Origin of the sequence: Mesorhizobium sp. AA22 (assembly GCF_001672375.2) — a bacterium.
In the GTDB taxonomy this organism is placed as follows: Bacteria; Pseudomonadota; Alphaproteobacteria; order Rhizobiales; family Rhizobiaceae; genus Mesorhizobium; species Mesorhizobium wenxiniae.
Genome location: NZ_CP048406.1, coordinates 5,342,576 through 5,361,667 on the forward strand (window position 1 = coordinate 5,342,576; position 19,092 = coordinate 5,361,667).

Below are 19,092 nucleotides of genomic sequence, written 5' to 3' on the forward strand. Positions count from 1 at the left end.
AGCAAACCTGTTACCGCCGTCGTTTCGGCTTCTCCAAAAGCGCAACGGCTTCGACATGCGGCGACCACAGGAACTGATCGATCGGCGTCACGCTTTTCAGGGCGTAGCCGCTATCGATGAGGATGCGCAGGTCGCGTGCCAACGTCACCGGATTGCAGGAAACCGCGGCGACAAGCGGCACGTCGGAACGGGCAATCTGCTTCGACTGGTCTTCGGCGCCGGCGCGAGGCGGATCGAACACAACGCCGTCGAACGTATTCAGCTCCTTGAATGTAAGCGGCCGCCGGAACAGATCGCGGCGTTCGCTGGTCACCCGCTTCAGACCGCTGGCGAAACGGAACGCCCGGTCGAGCGCCGAAAGCGCTGCCGCGTCACCCTCCACCGCATGGACTTCCGACTTGGCGGCGAGACGTAGCGCGAAGCTGCCGCAGCCGGCGAAGAGATCGGCGACCTTTTTGGCGCGCACCAAATGCCGGCCGACGATGTCCGCCATCGCCTGCTCGGCCGCGTCGGTGGCCTGCAGGAAAGCACCCGGCGGCACCGCGACAGCCACGCCACCAAACATGACGACAGGCTTTTTGGGCTCGATGATGACCTCGCCGTCGATCGAAAGCCTGGCCATTCCCTGAGCGATGACGAAGTTGGAGGCGACGCGGCGCTGGTTCTCGCCGAGCTTGCCGGATTCGTGAACCGCGACATCGAGGCCGGAACCGGTCACCGTGACCGTCATGCGAAACGATTTCGTCGTTGCGCAAACCAATTCGGCGAGTGCTTTCAGACGATCGAGCTTTGCGACGATCTCCGGTAGCGAGATCGGGCATTCCTCGATGGAAATGATTTCGGACGACAGCGCGCGAACAAAGCCGAGCCGCATGCCGGCCTCGCTCCGTCGGGCGGTGAACACGACGCGCCGACGCGTCTGCGGTGCGCACGGGACCAGCGCGTCAATGTTGCAGGTGATGCCCTTGCTGTTCAGCGCATGCGCAACCTTGTCGCGCTTCCACCGATGATAAGCTTCGGCCTCAAGATGCTGGATGGCGCAGCCGCCGCATTCGGTGAAATGCCGGCAGGCGGGATCAATGCGAAGCGGCGATGCGTCCAGCACAGACATAAGCGTGGCGCGATCCTTTTCGCGCGCGGCGGTGACGGTTTCACCGGGCAACGTGAACGGAATGAAAAGCTCGCCGGTTTCCGTCCCGGCGACGCCGTCGCCCTGGGATCCCAGTCGTGTGATCGTGAAGCGCGCGTTCATCGGCCGCCGATCCCGCTGTTCTTCACTCCGGCATCCTTGATCCCGGCGAGCAGGAACTCGCGGCTGCCGTCGCCGCCTTCGATCGGCGACAGATGCAATCCCAGCGAGCGCCAACCGGCGACGCCGTCGAGCCAGTCCTGCAGCAGGCCGGCAACCCGCGCCGCATCGTATGGGTCCTTCAGCAAGCCGCCCTTGCCGATCGCCTCGCGGCCCGCCTCGAATTGCGGCTTGACCAGAAATATTGCTCTGGCGCCGCTGCTGACAATGGCGAGCGCCGGCGGCAGTGCCAGTTTCAACGAGATGAAGCTGACATCGGAGACGATAAAATCCGGAATGCGATCGGCAAGATCGGCGGCGGAAAGATCACGGGCGTTCAATCCCTCGATCACCGTCACACGCGGATCGCCAGCGATATCCGGATGTATCTGGCCATGCCCGACATCGATAGCCGTGACATGTGCCGCGCCGCGTTCAAGCAAGACCTGAGTGAAGCCTCCGGTCGAGGCGCCGACGTCCAGCGCTTCGCTGCCGGCGGGATCGAGACCGAAATGATCGAGCCCGGCGATCAACTTCAGCGCAGCACGCGACACGTAACCCAGCGCCGGATCATCGACGGCTATGAGGCAATCAGCCAGGACGGTCTGGCCGGGCTTGCGGGCGATGACGCCATCGGCCGTCACCGTACCGCGCTCGATCGCGTCGCGGGCGCGAGAGCGGCTGGGAAACAGGCCGCGCGCGACGAGAAGTTCGTCGAGCCGCTGGCGTCGGCTGGCTGGCAAAGGGGAGTTCATCGGCCTTCATGGCGAAAGCCCGTCACGAAGGCAAGGATATTAGGAAGAACAACGAACATCTTGGGGGAAAGCAGGCCGCGCCACAACTTGTTGAATATCGCACCAGGTCCGGCACAATGTTGGGAACGATATGCCGTTTTGCTGCCAGAACGTGAAGGAGGATGGATGCTGACCGGAACCTGCCATTGTGGCGCGGCCCACTGGACGTTGGAGGGCGATCCCGGCTCGATCACAGCCTGCAATTGCACGCTGTGCCGCCGCTATGGCGCACTGTGGGCTTACGATTATGTGGACAAACGCATTCGCGTTGCGGGATCGACAAGGTCTTATACGCGCGCCGGAAAAGATGCCCCCTCGCTCGAGATTCTGTTCTGTCCGAGATGCGCCTGCGTTCTGGCCTGGCGTGGTTTGCGCTCCAGTGCCGCCGGTCGCACTCGAATTGCCGTCAATGTGAGGCTTGCGCCGCCTGACGCCATCGCCCACCTCCCAATCGACCATTTCGATGGTCTCCACAAGTTCGAGGACCTGCCGCGCGATGGTCGCTGCGTGCGCGATATGTGGTTCTAGTGGAAAAATCTGACACTCAGTACCGGTGCGGAAGGCAGAAGATGACCCCTTGGCGGTGGTTCGTTCGCGACCGGCCGAATTCACGCCCATGACCCTGAGCTGACCTTCATCAGCCCATTTCGCTGCCCCATGGCCGACGCTCACCCCAACCAGCGTTCCCTGACCCAAAGCCGACCAGAGCAGGTCTAGGCTCCGAAGCGATACTCTATTATCATGGAAACAGTTGCCCAGCGCCGGAAACCTCCATGGAGCGCAGGCTTGCGGCGATACTTGCCGCCGACATCGTTGGCTACAGCCGCCTTATGGAAGCCGATGAGGCGGATACCCTCGCGCGCCTGAAGAGTACCCGCGAGAACCTGATCGATCCGAAGATCGCCGCTCATAAGGGGCGCATCGTGAAGCTCATGGGCGACGGCGCGCTGATAGAATTCTCCAGCGTGGTCGACGCGGTCGGTTGCGCCGTCGAAATCCAGCGGACGATGGCGGAGTGCAACGCCGAACTGCCGAAGGAAAAACAACTCGAATTCCGCATTGGCGTAAACCTTGGCGATGTGATTGTCGAAGGGCAGGACATCTATGGCGACGGCGTGAATGTCGCGGCGAGACTGGAAGGATTGGCCGAACCCGGGGGCGTCCTAATTTCAGGAACGGCATTCGATCAGGTCGAGAGAAAGCTGAATTTCGAGTTCGAGTTTTTGGGTGAACAAAAGCTCAAGAACATCGAAAAACCTGTTCGCCTGTATCGGGTGAGCCCGCGGACACGCCCCGCGTCCGGAGCAGTTCCAGCAAAACGCAAACGTCATATCGAATGGCGCCTGCTGACAGTCGCGGCGACGGCGCTGATCCTGATCGCCGGAGGTGTAGCACTTTGGAAGGTCGTCGGGGGCGGTTCAGGACCGCCGGTCGAGGTGGCCTCGAAGGCACGAATGGTGCTCCCGCTGCCTGACAAGCCATCGATTGCGGTGCTGCCATTCGCCAACATGTCGAGCGAAGCGGGCCAGGAGCATTTTACCGACGGCATGACGGATGACTTGATTACTGATCTCTCCAAGGTAGCCGGACTCTTTGTCATCTCGCGGAACTCGACCTTCGTCTACAAAGGCAAAGCCGTGAAGATCAGCCAGGTCGCCGAAGATCTTGGCGTGCGCTACGTGCTTGAGGGTAGTGTCCGGCGTGCTGGCGACCGCCTGCGGGTCAATGCCCAGCTCATCGATGCCCTCACCGGCGGGCATGTTTGGGCCGACCGATTCGATGGAAATGTTGCCGATGTCTTTGGGGTCCAGGATACGTTTGTAGGTAAGATCGTCGATGCTTTGGAAGTCAGGCTGACGACGACCGAGAAGCAAGAGATCGAGGGCGGCAAGACAGACAGCATCAGCGCCAAGGAAGCATTCGACGAGGGATGGAGCCTTTATCTCCGCTACAATGCAAAGGACACAGCTGCCGCCATCGCTTCCTTGAAAAAAGCAACCGAGCTCGATCCTGAATATGGGCGCGCCTATGCCGCCCTGGCGCTGGCCTACTTCCGCGTCGTTGACTCGCTCTGGGGTAAAGAACTCGGTAGGGACGAAACATATTTCTGGTTTGGAGCTCACGATTACGTCGAGCTGGCCAAGAAATACCCAACGTCACTGTCTTACACGGTCCAGGCATTGCGCGACGCTTATCAAGGCCTGGCCGAAGATGCACGCAGGAATGCCGGTCGAGCGATTGCCTTGGATCCCAACGACCCTGAGGCACACATCGCGACCGCTTGGGCGCTGACGATCTCAGGCGAACCCGCCGAGGCGCTGAATTTCATTGCGACCGCCATGCGGCTCAACCCGAACTATCCAAGCCACTACGTTCCCGCGCGTGGAATGGCGCTTTTTGCAATGGGCGATCTGAAACAGGCGGCTGACGTGTTCGAAGAAGGCGTCAGGCGAAACCCAGACGCAACTGCGCTCTTTCTACCTCTCAGTTCCGTGCTGGCGCAGCTCGGTCGCCGGGAAGAAGCGAGACAAATGCTACTGAAGTTCCGACCGGGTGTAAGCCAGAAAGGGCTCGAAAACCTTGCCGACTCCATACACCAATCGTTCAAATGGGATTATGAACACGCAAGCGTCCGGGAGCGCCTGAATGATGGTGTCCGTATCGCTGCGCTGCCGCTGGACGTCACCGTGACGAACCTGGAAGCAGCGCTTAAGTCCGGCGATCCCTTTTCCCAGCAATATGCAGCAAGGCGACTGGGCTGGTTTGGACCAGCGGCATTACAAGCCGTTCCGGCTTTGGTTGAAGCGCTCAAGGTTGAGTATCTCCGCCGGGAGGCCATCGAGGCGCTGGGCAAGATCGGGCCTCCGGCACAAGCTGCGATACCTGCGCTCGTGGCACTCCAGAATGAAGCTCTGGTTGGCATTTACGCAAAGGACGCGTTGTCCAAGATCAGAGGCAATTGATGGACACTGGACCACTGGACGCGCGCCACCGATTTCCGCTTGTGGCCCAACTCGGACCTGCTGCGATGTCCGCTCCGGAGCCGCTGTTGGGGGACAAGGGGACATCAAACGCGTCCAGTCCGCCATCCCAATTTATGAGTACACGGGCTAGTCTTAGTCTAGGCGAACCACCAGCGTTCGGCGATCTTGAGTCCGTCCATCGGAAAGTTCGATGCCACCTCGCCATGGGCGAGAGCCTTGGTGTGGGCATCGACATAGGAGTTGAAGACGACATTAATGAGCCCGCCGTCGTCATGCAGCAATTGCTGCATTTCGGCGTACATGCCGGCACGCTTGGTATCGTCGGTCTCCGAACGGGCGGCGACGAGCAGCTCATTGAAGCGCGGATTTTTCCAGGATGTTTCGTTCCACACCGCTTCCGCCGCATAGGCGAGGCTGAACATCCAGTCGCAGGTCGGCCGGCCGGCCCAGAAAGAGGCGAAGAACGGCTTCTTGAGCCAGATATTGTCCCAATAGCCGTCATTGGGCTCCCTGATCACATTCAGATTGAGCCCAGCCGCTCGGGCATGCTCCTGCCAGAGGAGAGCCGCGTCTGTCGCACCCATGAAGCCGGCATCCGCAACCGACAGGTCGAACCGGGTGTTCTCGGCCCCCGCCTTCTTGAGGAGGCTCTTGACCATGTCGGGGTCGTAGATGTGCTTCGGATGCGGATCGATCGCGAACTTGACGGCCGGCGCGATCGGATTGTCGTTGCCGATGGCGCCGTGGCCGAGAAACACCTTCTGCACGATCTCGTCGCGATCGAGCGAGTACTTCAACGCATTGCGCACATCGGGATTGTCGAAGGGCGCCTTCTGGACGTTCATGGTATAGACGTAGTGGCCGTAGCCCGTCGTCTCCGAGATTACGAGATCGGGATTCTGCTTCAGAATATCGAGCGTCTTCAGGTCGCAGCGATCCATGTAGTGGATTTCACCCGTGTTGAGCGCGTTGGTGCGCGCCGTTACATCGTAGATCGCCAGGCATTCGACACGGTCGAACCAACCCCTGTCGGATTTGAAGTAGTTCGGGTTCCTGTTGAAGGTGGCGGTGACGCCGGGCTCGAATTTCTCGAGCATATAGGGGCCGGTGCGGATGCCCGACTCCCAGTCGGCGCCGCCCTCTTTCGCTGGCATGACCGGGAGGTCCGACACGATGTAGGGGAAGTCGGCATAGCCGCCGTCGAGCTCGAACACCACCGTCTCGGCGCCGTCGGCGACGATATTCTTGGCCGACTCCAAAAGCGATTTCGCATTCGATTTCGTGCCCTGGATGGTGTGATGCCTGATGGAGGCCAAGACATCGTCGGCGGTGACCGTCTTGCCATTGTGAAACGTGGCGCCTTTCCTCAGTTTGAACACCCACTTCCTGGCGCCGTCCGACGGCTCAAAGCTCTCGGCGAAGTCGGGGACCACGTTGCCCTTGGAATCGATCTCGGTCAGGCTGTTCGACAAGGCTCCCACTAGCGCGGTGCCGACGAACGGGTTGAAGTAGGTACTGGCCGGGTCCAGTGAATCGGTGGTGGCGGCATCGGCGATGCCGATCTTCAAGGTGCCGCCCTTCTTGGGCTCGGCGCGCACCGCTTGCACGAACATCGCATTGGCGGCCGTGGCGGTAAGGCCGGCGGCGAGCGCCAGCTGAACAAAGTCGCGACGCGAAACCCTGCCTTTCGCGGCAAGCTTGGCGGCCAACTTCAGTTTCGTTTCAAATTCCGTCACAGATGCTCTCTCCCTCGAACGGAAGATCATGCGAGACCCTCGGCGGCCCGAGAGACTTTAGGACGATAGCACAACAGGCATTCCCGAGCTAACGAGGAACCTCCTGCAGCGCACGGTCGGACTCGTGTCCTCTCGCTTGCTCCCGCGCGGACTTGGGCCTCGCCCGGGGCGGATGGATCGGTCGATATCCAGTTCGTTGGCTGCGACGGAAAGATTGCCAACCTGTATTTCGATTACACCTGGCTGGAGTTGCTGGGTCCGCCTCTATCACCCGCGCAGGCAAATTTTAGATCGCACATGGTATTCTCGGAGCCGAAGCTGATGAATTGATATGAGGATGTCGAATGTCCGCTCTTCCAAAGCTGCCCTGGAATCGCTTTCGCTAATGTCCGTTTCTGGCGCTGGTCGCTCATTTCCAGTCGACAATCGAACGGCACGAAACCACCCAGTTCTGCCCTTCACACACATGATAGCAAGCGTCAGGATTTCACTCTGCTTCTGAGAAGATTGGCCGCGAGACCAGAGACACCGTAGGCGAATGCCAAATAACAACACAAATAGTCAGTTACGACCGCGCGTCGGGAAGCTGATTCAAGCCGTTGAGACGTTGATTCAGGCGCTTTGCGCGCTGGCGGTGTGTCCTAGCGCCACGAAGACGGTGCGCACGATGCCTGCGGCGTCCAGCCCGGCGTCGGCGTACATCTTTTCGGGCTTGGCGTGATCTGTGAATGCGTCCGGCAACACAAGGGGGCGTACCTTCAAGCCGTTTTCCAGCAGCCCTTCATGGGCCAGGAATTGCAGCACATGGCTGGCGAAGCCGCCGACCGCGCCTTCTTCCACTGTCACCAGCACCTCGTGCGAGCGCGCCAGCCTTCTGATCAGGTCCTCGTCGAGCGGCTTGGCGAAACGAGCATCGGCAACCGTGGTGGAAAGCCCTGCCGCGCCGAGCTCCTCGGCCGCAGCCAGGCAATCCTGCAACCGCGTGCCGAAGGAAAGCAGCGCAACCTTGGTGCCCTCCCTGACGATACGGCCCTTGCCGATTTCGAGAACCGAGCCACGCTCCGGCAGGTCGACGCCGACACCGTTGCCGCGCGGGTAGCGGAAGGCAATGGGGCCTTCATCATAGCTTGCCGCCGTGCGCACCATGTGGCGCAGTTCCGCCTCGTCCGCCGCGGCCATGACGACGAAACCGGGCAGTGTCGCCAAAAAAGTCGTATCGAAGGCGCCGCAATGGGTCGCCCCATCGGCACCGACGAAGCCGGCGCGATCAATCGGAAAGCGCACCGGCAGTTTTTGGATCGCGACGTCATGAACGACCTGGTCGTAGGCGCGCTGCAGGAAGGTCGAATAGATCGCCGCGAAAGGTTTGAAGCCTTCCGTGGCAAGGCCGGCGGCAAAAGTCACCGCATGTTGCTCGGCGATACCCACATCGAAGGTCCTCGACGGGAACGCCTCGCCGAAGAGGTCGAGGCCGGTGCCGTTCGGCATGGCGGCGGTGATGGCGACGATGCGATCATCTTCGCGGCCTTCCTGGATCAGGCTTTCGGCAAAGACCTTCGTGTAGCTCGGCGCGTTGGCCGGCGCCTTGGCCTGCGCGCCGGTGATGACGTCAAATTTGTTGACGCCGTGATATTTGTCGGCGGCCGCCTCGGCCGGTCCATAGCCCTTGCCCTTCTGGGTTACGACATGGATCAGCACCGGGCCGTCGGCATTGTCGCGGACGTTCTTCAGCACCGGGATCAGGTGCTCGAGATTATGACCGTCGATCGGGCCGATGTGATAGAAACCCATTTCCTCGAACAGCGTGCCGCCGGTGACGTAGCCGCGCGCATGCTCGACCGCCCGCTTGATGGCGCGATCTGCGCGTTCGCCGAGATAGGACGTCAGCTTCTTGCCGAAATCGCGCAAGCCCAGATAGGCCTTGCCCGACGCAAGGCGGGCCAGATAGGCGCTCATTGCGCCGGTGGGCGGAGCGATCGACATGTCGTTGTCGTTGAGGATGACGATCAGACGGGCATCGAGCGCGCCAGCATTGTTCATCGCCTCATAGGCCATGCCGGCCGACATGGCGCCGTCGCCGATAACGGCAATGACATTGTTGCGGCCACCGGAGAGATCGCGTGCCATTGCCATGCCGAGGCCGGCGGAAATGGAGGTCGAGGAGTGGGCGGCGCCGAACGGATCGTATTCGCTCTCGGCGCGCTGGGTGAAACCGGACAGGCCGCCCTCTTGCCGCAGCGTGCGGATGCGGTCGCGGCGGCCGGTCAGGATCTTGTGCGGATAGGCCTGGTGGCCGACGTCCCAGATCAGCCGGTCGTCTGGCGTGTTGAAGACATAGTGCAATGCCACCGTCAGTTCGACCACGCCAAGGCCAGCACCGAGATGTCCGCCGGTGTGGGACACGGCGTCGATCAACTCGGTGCGAAGCTCCGACGCCAACTGCGGCAGATCACCTGCGTCAAGCGTCCTGAGGTCGGCCGGGATGCGGACCTTGTCGAGAAGTGGCGTGTGGAGCTTTGCGTTCACTGGTGCTAGGGCCTGCTTTTATCCACGTGCGAAATAGGCCGCTGGCCGGCGAATGTAAATGCGTGCGAGTGACGCGGCGTAGATTCAAAGTGTTAGGGTTTCCTTTACGCGTCCAAAAGGACGCGCGGCGCTCTAATTGTCCGGCAGCGGAATGAACTCTTCTTCATCTCCAGGAACGATATCGAAGCGGCCTGTCTTCCACTCTTCTTTCGCCTGTTCGATGCGTTCCTTCGACGATGACACGAAATTCCACCAGATGTAGCGCTTGGAGCCGAGCGAGGCGCCGCCGAACAGCATGAAATGCGCTCCACCTTCCGAGGACACGACGATCTCGTCGCCGGGCCGGAACACCAGCAGCCGCTCGGCCGGAAAGCGGTCGCCGGAGATCGAAACCTCGCCTTCCAACGTATAGATGGCGCGCTCCTCGGCATCGGCAGGGATTTTCACGCTGGCCCCGGGCGCCAGGCTGAGGTCAGCATAGAGCGTGTCCGAAGCGGTCACGACCGGAGACCGCAGCCCGGAAAAGGCGCCGATGACGATGCGCCCGCTGACGCCTTCGGCGTCTATCTTGGGCAGACGCATGGCCGCCGTATTCTCGAAGATCGGATCGACCTCTTCCTTGTCGTCGGGCAGCGCCAGCCATGTCTGCAGGCCGGACACCGACATCGGTGCGCCGCGCAGCTCCTGTGGCGTACGCTCGGAATGGACGATACCGCGGCCGGCGGTCATCAAATTCACGTCACCGGGCTGGATTACCATTTCGGTGCCGAGCGAATCGCGATGCCTGATCTTGCCGTCGAACAGGTAAGTGACCGTCGACAGGCCGATATGCGGATGCGGACGGACATCGAGCGCCTGGCCGGCCCGCAAAATCGCCGGGCCCATGCGATCGAAGAAGATGAAGGGACCTACCAGCCGGCGCCTGGCGGTTGGCAAGGCACGGTGAACCTGAAAGCCGCCAATATCCTTGGCGTTCGGAATGACCATCAGTTCGATCTGGTCGCTGGCGACGGCGTCACCGGGCAGAGGGTCGTTTCCGGGGAAGAAGCTCATGCGGTCTTCCTCAGGCGAAGCGGAGTGCAGACTTGGCTTTCGCCTTGGCCGCCACCTCTTCGCGATTGCGCGGATGCTGTGTCGTCTCGAGGCTGTCTAGCAATTCGCGCGCCGACGCGGCTATGGCCTCGACGGCGTGGTCGAACGCATGCTGGTTCTGTTTCGACGGCCGCGTCGTTCCGCTCAGCTTGCGGACAAACTGGAGTGCGGCATCGCGGACCTCGTCATTGGTTGCCGGCGGATCGAAATTGAACAGGGTCTTGATGTTTCTGCACATCGTTCGCGATCTCCTCTCGTCCTGGAGCCGTTTTCAAACGGGATGAATTTTATCCTCAATCATGATCATATCCAAAAGCCGCGAGGCGAAGTTGTCGTTCGAGACCGCGCTTTACTCCGCGTCCAGCGGCTCTGTCCCCACCGGCTTACCGTCGCGCGAAAGCCTGATCTTTTCGACCTTGTCCTCGGCCGCCTTGAGCAGCCGATCGCAATGGATCTTCAGTGCCTCGCCGCGCTCATAGATGCGGATTGACTGGTCGAGCGGCACGTCACCGCGCTCCAGATCATCGACGATTTTCTCCAGCGCGTCGAGCGCCTGCTCGAAGCTCATTGCCTTAACGTCTTCGTTGGTCTCACCAGCCATCGTCTATCCTTTCATCAGTCGTCCGACATGGGCGGCGACCGAAAATGCCAATCCCTGCAGATCGTAGCCGCCCTCGAGCAGGCTGACGAGCCGGTTGTCGCTGTGGCGACCGGCGCGCTGCATCAACTGGCCGGTTGCCCAGTCGAAATCGCCCTCGGTCAGGTTGATCTCGGCCAGCGGATCGCGGTGGTGCGCATCGAAACCGGCGGAAATTATGATGAGGTCGGGCGCGAAGCTGTCGAGCGCCGGCAAGATGCGCGACAGGAAAGCGTCGCGGAAAACCTCGCTGCCGGTTTGCGGCGCCAGCGGCGCGTTGACGATGTTGCCGGCGCCGGTTTCGCTCACGGCCCCGGTCCCTGGGTAAAGCGGCATCTGGTGCGTCGAGCAATAGAGCACCGACGGATCGTCCCAGAAAATATCCTGTGTGCCATTGCCGTGGTGGACGTCCCAGTCGACGATCGCGACGCGCTCGGCCTGGTGCTGCCTTTGCGCGTGGCGCGCCGCGATCGCCGCGGTGTTGAACAGGCAGAAGCCCATGGACGTCGTCTTTTCGGCATGGTGGCCGGGCGGCCGGGCGGCGACGAAGACATTGGTGGCGTTGCCCCGAAAAACATCGTCGACGGCCGCGTTGGCGGCACCGATCGCCGTCACAGCCGCCTGCCAGCTTTTCGGGCTGGCGGTGGTGTCGGCGTCGACGCGAGCGATACCGGTGTCCGGTATCGTAGCGCGGACCCGCTCGACGAATTCCTGCGGATGTGCGTAGAGGATGGTGGCCTCGTCGCCTTCCGGTGCCTCGGCACGATCAAGGGCCGCAAAGGCCTCGTCGTCGAGCGCGCGTTCGATGGCGCGCAGGCGGTCCGGCCGCTCCGGATGACCGGGCGGCGTTATGTGTTCGAGAAAGACCGGGTGGGTATAAAGCCTTGTGACCATGCCCCCGATATAGGCGCGCCCGGCGGCTTTGACCATGTTTTGGAACCGCCAAAGGCAGACGTTCAACAGGGTTTAGATGTTGGGGTGCTGGTTGGGTCCAGCGCGAGCCATTGCCGCGCCTTGGCTTCGAAGGTCTTGAAACAGACTCAGGCCAGCGATTTGTCAACCTCAGCCGGTGCTTGCGGACGGCCAATCCTGCGGCCTTGCTTGAGCAGCCCCTCCAAAAGCTCGTTGAATGCCTGCACCGCCTTTTTCGACGTCGCTTCGGGATCCTCCGAATTTGCGATCCACTGCGCGGCATGTAGCGAGGCGCCGCTGATCAACCTTGCTGCGGCTTCGGGATCAACAGCAACGATGGTTCCCTCGTCCCTCAGCTTTTGAAGGTTCTCGCTCATCGAGCGGATGCACTCATTCTGGCTCGGCCATTGCGAAGGATCGCCGAGCACCGCCGGTCCATCGCGAAGGACAATACGCTGGATCTCCGGCTCCAGCGCCATCTCGATATACGCGGTGCATTCGTCGACAAAGCCCTGCCAGAGAGTGTCCGCCCTGGCCGAAACGATCTTCAGCCGGGCCAACATTTCCGCGTCGATCTCGGCGATGACCGCTTGGAGAAGGCCCCTCTTGTCGCCGAAGTGATGATAAAGCGCGCCACGCGTCAGCCCGGCCGATGCGGTGAAGTCGTCCATCGACGCTTCGGCATAGCCGACAGTGCCAAAGGCATGGCGCGCCGCCGCGACCAGTTTGGCGCGGGTCTCGGCGATCATCTCCTTGCGTGGTTTGTGCCCCATTCGCTCATTCCTTCACATACGTCTCGTATATTATTTGACATACGCGTCGTATGTCATTATCTGATTTGCATACGCCACGTATATAAGTGGCTCGACCTCAAGAATCCAGGAGTGTTCTCATGCCCAATCCCTATCGCGAAATCTTCAAGGCAAGGGGAGCCAAGGGCTTCGCCGCAGCCGGCTTCGTTGCCCGGATGCCGATGGCCATGGCTCCTATCGGGATCGTCGCGATGCTGTCGCAGACGCACGGTGAGTACTGGCTGGCCGGCGCCGTCTCAGCGACATATGCGCTGGCCAATGCTTTCGTCGCGCCGCAGATATCGCGGCTGGTGGACCGCCTCGGCCAGGCGCGGATTGTGGTGCCCACCACTGTGATTTCCGTGCTCGCTTTCGTGGTTCTGGTTGCGGCGGCCAATCAGGACTGGCCGATATGGACACTGTTCGTGTCAGCGCTGCTGGCCGCCGCAATGCCCAGCATCCCCGCAATGGTGCGCGCGCGCTGGACAGAGCTCTTCCGGGATCGCCCCGAGATGAACACCGCGTTCGCCTTCGAGTCGGCGGCCGACGAGCTGGTCTACATCGCCGGGGCATCGCTATCGGTGGGCCTGAGCGTGGCCCTTTTCCCGGAAGCGGGAATGTTGGCGAGCACGTTGTTCCTCGCCTTCGGCTCGACAGCATTCATCCTGCAGCGCTCGACCGAGCCGCGAGTGCGACCGGTCGACCAGGGCTCGCGCGGCTCGGCAATCCGCCTGCGGCCGGTCCAAATCATCACCTTGGCCCTGATCTTCATTGGCGCGACCTTCGCAACCACGGAGGTGAGCACCGTGGCAATCACCAAAGCGCTCGGCCAGCCGGGCGCCGCCAGCCTCGTCATCGGCGTCTACGCTCTCGGATCGTTCGTCGTCGGCATCATCATCGGCGCCCTGAACCTGAAAACACCGCTGCAAATTCAGCTTGCCATCGCGATCGCCATCATCGCGCTCACCACGCTGCCGCTGCTCGTCGCCGACACGGTGCCTCTTCTGGCGCTGGCCGTCTTCGTTAGCGGTGTGGCGATCTCGCCGACCTTCATCACGGCATTCGGCCTGATCGAGCGGCGCGTGCCGGAGGCGATGCTGACCGAGGGCGTCACCTGGGTCATGACCGGCATAGGCATCGGCATGGCGCTCGGCTCCTTCGCCGCCGGATGGGTGGTGGACGCCCTCGGCGCACAGAGCGGGTTCCTGGTGTCGGTGGCGGCGGGCGCAATCGCACTGGTCATCGTATTGCTCGGCATGCGCAGCCTTGCCACGGCGGATTGCGACACCTCCGCATGCGACGCAGCCGCGGTTCCTGCCGAATAGGCTCCTATGCGTCCGGTCCTGAGGGGCCGGACGCATGCGAGCGCCGCTAGGCCAGGCTAAAGAATCTCGGTGTTGGCGATGTGGATGCCAAAACCTTCGAGGCCGACATAGTGGCGTTCGCGCGAGGCGATCAGGTTGATCGACGAAATGCCTAGGTCTTTGAGGATTTGCGCGCCAAGACCGATCTCGCGCCATTCGCTTTCGCGCCGGCGCGCCTCTTCATGGTCCTCGCGGTCGCCGGCAGCTGGCCGGTTGCGCTCCTGATGGGCGACGCCGACGGAGCCTTCGCGCAGATAGACAATGACGCCGCGCCGGCGCTCGCCCATCGATTTCATGATGCCGTCCAGCCTGTGGCTGGTACCGAAGACGTCCGTCACAACGTCCTCGGAATGCAGCCGCACCGGCACTTCCTCGCCGTCGCGGATGTCGCCGAAGACGATCGCCACATGGTGCATAGAATCCCACGGCAGCGTGTAGGTAAAGACCTGCGCCTTGCCGCCAGGCGTGTCGATGGCAGAACAGGCAACACGCTCGACCAGCGTTTCCTTGCGCTGGCGGTAGGCAATGAGGTCGGCGACCGAAATCTGCTTCAAACCGTTCTTTTCGGCGAAGGCCTGCACCTGGGGGCCACGCATCACGGTGCCGTCATCATTGACCAGCTCGGAAATCACGCCGACCGGCGGCAGGCCGGCAAGCTTGCACAAATCGACCGCGGCTTCGGTATGGCCCGAACGCATCAGCACGCCGCCTTCGCGCGCAATCAGCGGAAAGATGTGGCCGGGGCGGACGAAATCAGACGCGCCGACATTGCCATTGGCAAGATTGCGCACGGTCAATGTGCGGTCGTCGGCCGAAATGCCCGTCGTCGTGCCGTGCTTGAAATCGACGCTGACGGTGAAGGCGGTGGTGTGGGCCGAGTCATTGTCGGCGACCATCGGCGAAAGATTCAGGCGCTTGGCTTCCTCGCGCGGCATCGGCGTGCAGACGATGCCGGAGGTGTTGCGGACGATGAACGCCATCTTCTCCGGCGTGCAATGGACGGCGGCGATGATCAGGTCACCCTCGTTCTCGCGCCCGTCATCGTCCATGACAACGACGATTTCGCCGCGTTCGAACGCACGCAGGGCTTCTACGATCTTCTTCTGGTCGTAAGGCATAAGTGCTCGTTTCACTCGCAGGGGAGTAGGGGAATAGGGCAGTAAGGGAGTAGGGAAAAGGAAAATTTCTGTCGCGGGAGCTTCATAACATACTCCCCTACTGCCTTACTCCCCTACTGCCTTCCCGTTTGTCCTCGATGACGCAGATAGTGATCGGCAATCGCGCAGGCAACCATCGCCTCGCCGATCGGTACCGCGCGGATACCGACACACGGATCGTGCCGGCCCTTGGTCATGATCTCGACGTCGTTGCCGTCCTTGTCGATTGACTTTCGCGGGGTCAGGATCGACGAGGTCGGCTTGACGGCAAAGCGCGCGACGATCGCCTGGCCGGTCGAGATGCCGCCGAGGATGCCGCCCGCATTATTGGAGAGGAAGACCGGCTTGCCGTCATTGCCCACGCGAATCTCGTCGGCATTCTCTTCGCCGGTAATGCGGGCGGCCTCGAAGCCGTTGCCGATCTCGACACCCTTGACGGCGTTGATCGACATCAGGCCCGAGGCAATGTCCTGGTCGAGCTTGGCGTAGATCGGCGCGCCGAGGCCTGCCGGAACGCCATCGGCGACGATCTCGATCACCGCGCCGACCGAGGAACCCGCCTTGCGGATGCCGTCAAGATACGCGGTGAAGGTGGCGACCGATGCCGGGTCGGGCGTGAAGAACGGATTTTCGGCGTCGCCAACGAAATTCCAGTTCCAGTTGGCGCGGTCGATCGATTTCTCTCCCATCGAGACCAGCGCACCGCGCACGACCATACCGGGCACGACCCTGCGGGCCAAGGCTCCGGCCGCCACTCGCGCCGCCGTCTCACGGGCCGAAGACCGGCCGCCACCGCGATGATCTCGCAGGCCGTATTTGGCATCGTAGGTGTAATCGGCATGACCAGGCCGGTACTGGCGGGCGATCTCGCCATAGTCCTTGGAGCGCTGGTCGACATTCTCGATCAGCATCGATACCGGCGTGCCGGTGGTGATCATGGTCTCACCGTCCTCATCCAGGATGAAGCCGGACAGGATCTTGACCTCGTCGGGTTCGCGACGCTGCGTCACAAAACGCGATTGACCCGGACGGCGCTTGTCGAGGTCGGCCTGGACCTCCGCGCGCGTGAAGCGGATGCCGGGCGGACAGCCGTCGACCACGCAGCCGAGCGCTTCGCCATGGCTTTCGCCCCAGGTGGTGACGCGGAAAAGATGGCCAAACGTATTGTGAGACATGAGAACCAGCCCTGCCGGCATCGGAGCCGGCTTAGCGCATGACCCCGAAAATCGGAGCGATTTCGGGGTCATGCGCAAAATCAAAGTGCTACAGCGTCCTGCGCGTCCAACGGGACGCGCGACGCTGTAGCCTGCGTTCTATTGGCGTTTTCGACAGTGGTCAAACTGTGATCTGGCGGATTTAGTTTTGACACATTCGGTTGGTTTCTGCTTCCTTCGATCCGTCTGTTGAACACCCGCCGCCACCGTGCCGGCGCAATGATAAGAGGACGATGATGCGTATCCTACTCGGCGCCGTTGCCGCCATGTTGCTGATTTCCACCGCCGCCTTCGCCGGCCAAACCGAAGGTCTGATCAAAGAGATCGATAAGGACACGTTGACGCTGACACTCGACGACGGCAAATCCTACAAGCTGAACGCCGAAACCGATCTCGAAGCGCTGAAACCCGGCATGGATATCGTGATCGCCTACGACGAGACAAACGGCGAGAACGTCATCACCGACATGCAATTGCCGGATTCAACCGAATAGCGTCTTTCCGGCTGACCCATCCGAAAGCCCGGGATGAATGTCGTGTGACCTACCATCTTGTCCGAACCCCCGGTTCGGGATCATGGTCTTGGTCAAACTCATTCAGCCGACTTCAGGCCTTCGTTCACGACACACTCCGTCGGGCAGCGCACCACGCCTGCTCGGCAAATGGGCGGCTCCATCGTCGACATGGCCGGTGAAGAGTTCCGGCTAGATCTCGGCCTGACTCATCCCCGGAGCTCCATCGAGCCAGAGCTTGTTCGCAGCCCTCGACCGGATCGGGGCCGCGATGATCGTCGCCACGGCGTCAAGATCGCCAGGTGTCCTCAATGTCAGCACGTCGGACGGCTTTGCCGGCCGGTGTGAAGCGACGGCGAGAGGGGCTGAACTCGGTCGTTCAGAGTGATTGGGTTTCGACCCCTAGAGCCACTCCAGGCGTCGTCCCTCCAGCCTGAGCAAGCGATCCTGCGGCACATTCAGGTTTGCGGCTTCTTTCTCGGGCATTCCCAGCATCATGCGGAACAGGGCGCGCACGACGCCGCCATGGGTCACGCAGACCGTCTGGCGGTCCAGCGCCTCGAACCACGGCTTTATCCGTTCGAGCAGCATTTGATAGCTTTCGGCGCCCTCGCCAGGCGGCAGGAAATTCCATTTATCGAAGCGCCTCTCCTTGGCTGAGCCCAAATGCCGGGCCTCGAGTTCGGGAAAGGTGAAACCCTGCCAGTCGCCGAAACTCATTTCGACAAGGCGAGGATCGGTACGATAGGCATGCGGATCGAGCTTCATCGCCGCGCGCAGGCGCTCCATGGTTTCGCGCGTGCGCCGCATCGGGCTGGCGACAAAGTCGAAATCCTGGGGGTTATGGACAAATTCGGCCAGCCGGCGCCCGTTGCGGCTAGCCTGCTCGCGGCCGAGCGCATTGAGATCGGTGTCGGCCTGCCCCTGCAACCGCGACTCGGCGTTCCACTTCGTCTGGCCGTGGCGTGCGATGTAGACGAGCGGATACATCAGGTCTTCCGGAAGAGATCGGGAGCAGACAGGCAGGATCGGTGTTCGCGGAAGGAACTAGTCCTTGACGGTCGAAATGTCGGGTGCGTCGACGGCCTTCATGCCGACGACATGGTAACCGGAATCGACATGGTGGATCTCGCCGGTGACGCCGCGTGAAAGGTTGGACAGGAAATAGACGGCTGAATCGCCGACTTCCTCCTGAGTGACCGTCTGCTTCAGCGGCGAATTGTATTCGTTCCACTTCAGGATGTAGCGGAAATCGCCGATGCCGGAGGCCGCAAGCGTCTTGATCGGCCCGGCCGAGATGGCGTTGACGCGGATCTTCCTGGCGCCAAGGTCGACGGCCAGATAGCGCACGCTGGCTTCGAGCGCCGCCTTGGCGACGCCCATTACGTTGTAGTGCGGCATCACCTTTTCCGCGCCATAATAGGTCAGCGTCAGCAGCGAGCCGCCCTCGCTCATCAGCGCCTCGGCGCGCTTGGCGATGGTGGTGAAGGAATACACCGAAATGTCCATAGTGCGCAGGAAATTGTCGCGCGTCGTCTCGACATAGCGGCCTGTCAGTTCGTCCTTGTCGGAAAAGGCGATGGCGTGGACGAGGAAATCGAGCTTGCCCCAATGCTTGGCGATGTCGTCGAACACCGCATCCAGCGTTGCCGGATCGGTCACGTCGCAATGGCCGGCGACATGGGCGTTGAGTTCCGCCGCCAGCGGCTCGACGCGCTTCTTGAACGCCTCGCCCTGATAGGTCAGCGCGATCTCGGCGCCGTGGTCGACGCAAGCCTTGGCTATGCCATAGGCGATCGACCGATTGTTCGCGACGCCGAGGACAAGCCCGCGCTTGCCGGCCATAATGCCCTGTCCACCAGCCATGTGAGCGCTCTCCGCAAGATCTTCTGCTTTGTGGTGAGCCCTATCGCACAGGCACCGAGCCCCTTCAAGCGCTCAAACTGGACAGTTCGGCGGACAAAAGTGTCGCTCTACAGCGCCGCGCGTCCTTTTGGACGCGCAAAGGACGCTGTAGCACTTAATCTTGCGCATGATCCCCAGCGAAAATCGATTCCGATTTTTGCTACGCTGACTTTCGGTTCG

At 61.6% G+C, this 19,092-nt stretch carries 17 protein-coding genes; 4 read left to right on the top strand and 13 right to left on the bottom strand.

What is annotated here, in order from left to right:
- Positions 1-10: 10 nt before the first annotated feature.
- Both A9K68_RS25540 and A9K68_RS25545 read right to left on the bottom strand, forming a co-directional pair.
- Positions 11-1,252 (bottom strand): class I SAM-dependent RNA methyltransferase, encoded by a 1,242-nt coding sequence (locus tag A9K68_RS25540; RefSeq protein ID WP_065006218.1) that lies wholly within the window; start codon positions 1,250-1,252, stop codon positions 11-13.
- Positions 1,249-2,043, bottom strand: coding sequence for a TlyA family RNA methyltransferase (locus A9K68_RS25545; RefSeq protein WP_065006217.1), 795 nt, complete (start codon positions 2,041-2,043; stop codon positions 1,249-1,251). Before A9K68_RS25545 ends, A9K68_RS25540 begins: the two co-directional genes overlap by 4 nt.
- A gap of 165 nt (positions 2,044-2,208) precedes the next feature.
- Between A9K68_RS25545 and A9K68_RS25550 the strand changes: the two genes are divergently transcribed.
- Together A9K68_RS25550 and A9K68_RS25555 are read left to right on the top strand one after the other, a co-directional pair.
- Positions 2,209-2,610 carry a GFA family protein gene (locus A9K68_RS25550; protein ID WP_065006216.1) on the top strand — a complete coding sequence of 134 codons (402 nt, stop codon included), beginning with the start codon at positions 2,209-2,211 and terminating at the stop codon, positions 2,608-2,610.
- 245 nt (positions 2,611-2,855) lie between these two features.
- Positions 2,856-5,045: an adenylate/guanylate cyclase domain-containing protein gene (locus A9K68_RS25555; protein ID WP_065006215.1), complete on the top strand. Its 2,190-nt coding sequence runs from the start codon at positions 2,856-2,858 to the stop codon at positions 5,043-5,045.
- 158 nt (positions 5,046-5,203) lie between these two features.
- Here A9K68_RS25555 and A9K68_RS25560 read toward each other — a convergent pair whose 3' ends face one another.
- The 7 genes from A9K68_RS25560 to A9K68_RS25590 all read right to left on the bottom strand — a co-directional run bounded on the left by A9K68_RS25560 (position 5,204) and on the right by A9K68_RS25590 (position 12,742).
- Positions 5,204-6,802: an ABC transporter substrate-binding protein gene (locus A9K68_RS25560; protein ID WP_246811234.1), complete on the bottom strand. Its 1,599-nt coding sequence runs from the start codon at positions 6,800-6,802 to the stop codon at positions 5,204-5,206.
- Between the two features lie 612 nt (positions 6,803-7,414).
- The gene (gene dxs / locus A9K68_RS25565; protein ID WP_065006214.1) at positions 7,415-9,328 is read right to left on the bottom strand and encodes a 1-deoxy-D-xylulose-5-phosphate synthase; all 1,914 of its coding nucleotides are present in this window, start codon (positions 9,326-9,328) and stop codon (positions 7,415-7,417) included.
- A gap of 132 nt (positions 9,329-9,460) precedes the next feature.
- Positions 9,461-10,381: a pirin family protein gene (locus A9K68_RS25570; protein ID WP_065006213.1), complete on the bottom strand. Its 921-nt coding sequence runs from the start codon at positions 10,379-10,381 to the stop codon at positions 9,461-9,463.
- Between the two features lie 10 nt (positions 10,382-10,391).
- Positions 10,392-10,658, bottom strand: coding sequence for a DUF2277 domain-containing protein (locus A9K68_RS25575; RefSeq protein ID WP_023716908.1), 267 nt, complete (start codon positions 10,656-10,658; stop codon positions 10,392-10,394).
- 111 nt (positions 10,659-10,769) lie between these two features.
- Positions 10,770-11,021: an exodeoxyribonuclease VII small subunit gene (locus tag A9K68_RS25580; protein ID WP_065006212.1), complete on the bottom strand. Its 252-nt coding sequence runs from the start codon at positions 11,019-11,021 to the stop codon at positions 10,770-10,772.
- Positions 11,022-11,024: 3 nt separating this feature from the next.
- Positions 11,025-11,951: a histone deacetylase family protein gene (locus tag A9K68_RS25585; protein ID WP_029355589.1), complete on the bottom strand. Its 927-nt coding sequence runs from the start codon at positions 11,949-11,951 to the stop codon at positions 11,025-11,027.
- Positions 11,952-12,097: 146 nt separating this feature from the next.
- Positions 12,098-12,742: a TetR/AcrR family transcriptional regulator gene (locus tag A9K68_RS25590; protein ID WP_065006211.1), complete on the bottom strand. Its 645-nt coding sequence runs from the start codon at positions 12,740-12,742 to the stop codon at positions 12,098-12,100.
- 119 nt (positions 12,743-12,861) lie between these two features.
- Between A9K68_RS25590 and A9K68_RS25595 the strand changes: the two genes are divergently transcribed.
- Positions 12,862-14,085 carry an MFS transporter gene (locus A9K68_RS25595; RefSeq protein WP_065006210.1) on the top strand — a complete coding sequence of 408 codons (1,224 nt, stop codon included), beginning with the start codon at positions 12,862-12,864 and terminating at the stop codon, positions 14,083-14,085.
- Between the two features lie 56 nt (positions 14,086-14,141).
- On the opposite strand, the gene ribB is transcribed toward A9K68_RS25595, so the two are convergent.
- Complete coding sequence (ribB, locus tag A9K68_RS25600; protein ID WP_065006209.1) at positions 14,142-15,242, bottom strand: 3,4-dihydroxy-2-butanone-4-phosphate synthase; 1,101 nt, start codon at positions 15,240-15,242, stop codon at positions 14,142-14,144.
- Positions 15,243-15,355: 113 nt separating this feature from the next.
- Complete coding sequence (aroC, locus tag A9K68_RS25605) at positions 15,356-16,456, bottom strand: chorismate synthase (RefSeq protein WP_065006305.1); 1,101 nt, start codon at positions 16,454-16,456, stop codon at positions 15,356-15,358.
- A gap of 275 nt (positions 16,457-16,731) precedes the next feature.
- On the opposite strand from aroC, the gene A9K68_RS25610 reads away from it, so the two are divergent.
- Positions 16,732-16,989 (top strand): DUF1344 domain-containing protein, encoded by a 258-nt coding sequence (locus A9K68_RS25610; protein ID WP_029355578.1) that lies wholly within the window; start codon positions 16,732-16,734, stop codon positions 16,987-16,989.
- Between the two features lie 420 nt (positions 16,990-17,409).
- Here the strand turns inward: A9K68_RS25610 and A9K68_RS25615 are convergent, their stop codons facing one another.
- Positions 17,410-17,997, bottom strand: coding sequence for a histidine phosphatase family protein (locus A9K68_RS25615; RefSeq protein ID WP_065006208.1), 588 nt, complete (start codon positions 17,995-17,997; stop codon positions 17,410-17,412).
- A 57-nt stretch (positions 17,998-18,054) separates the two neighbouring features.
- Positions 18,055-18,873 (bottom strand): enoyl-ACP reductase FabI, encoded by an 819-nt coding sequence (gene fabI / locus A9K68_RS25620; protein WP_065006207.1) that lies wholly within the window; start codon positions 18,871-18,873, stop codon positions 18,055-18,057.
- Positions 18,874-19,092 lie beyond the last annotated feature (219 nt).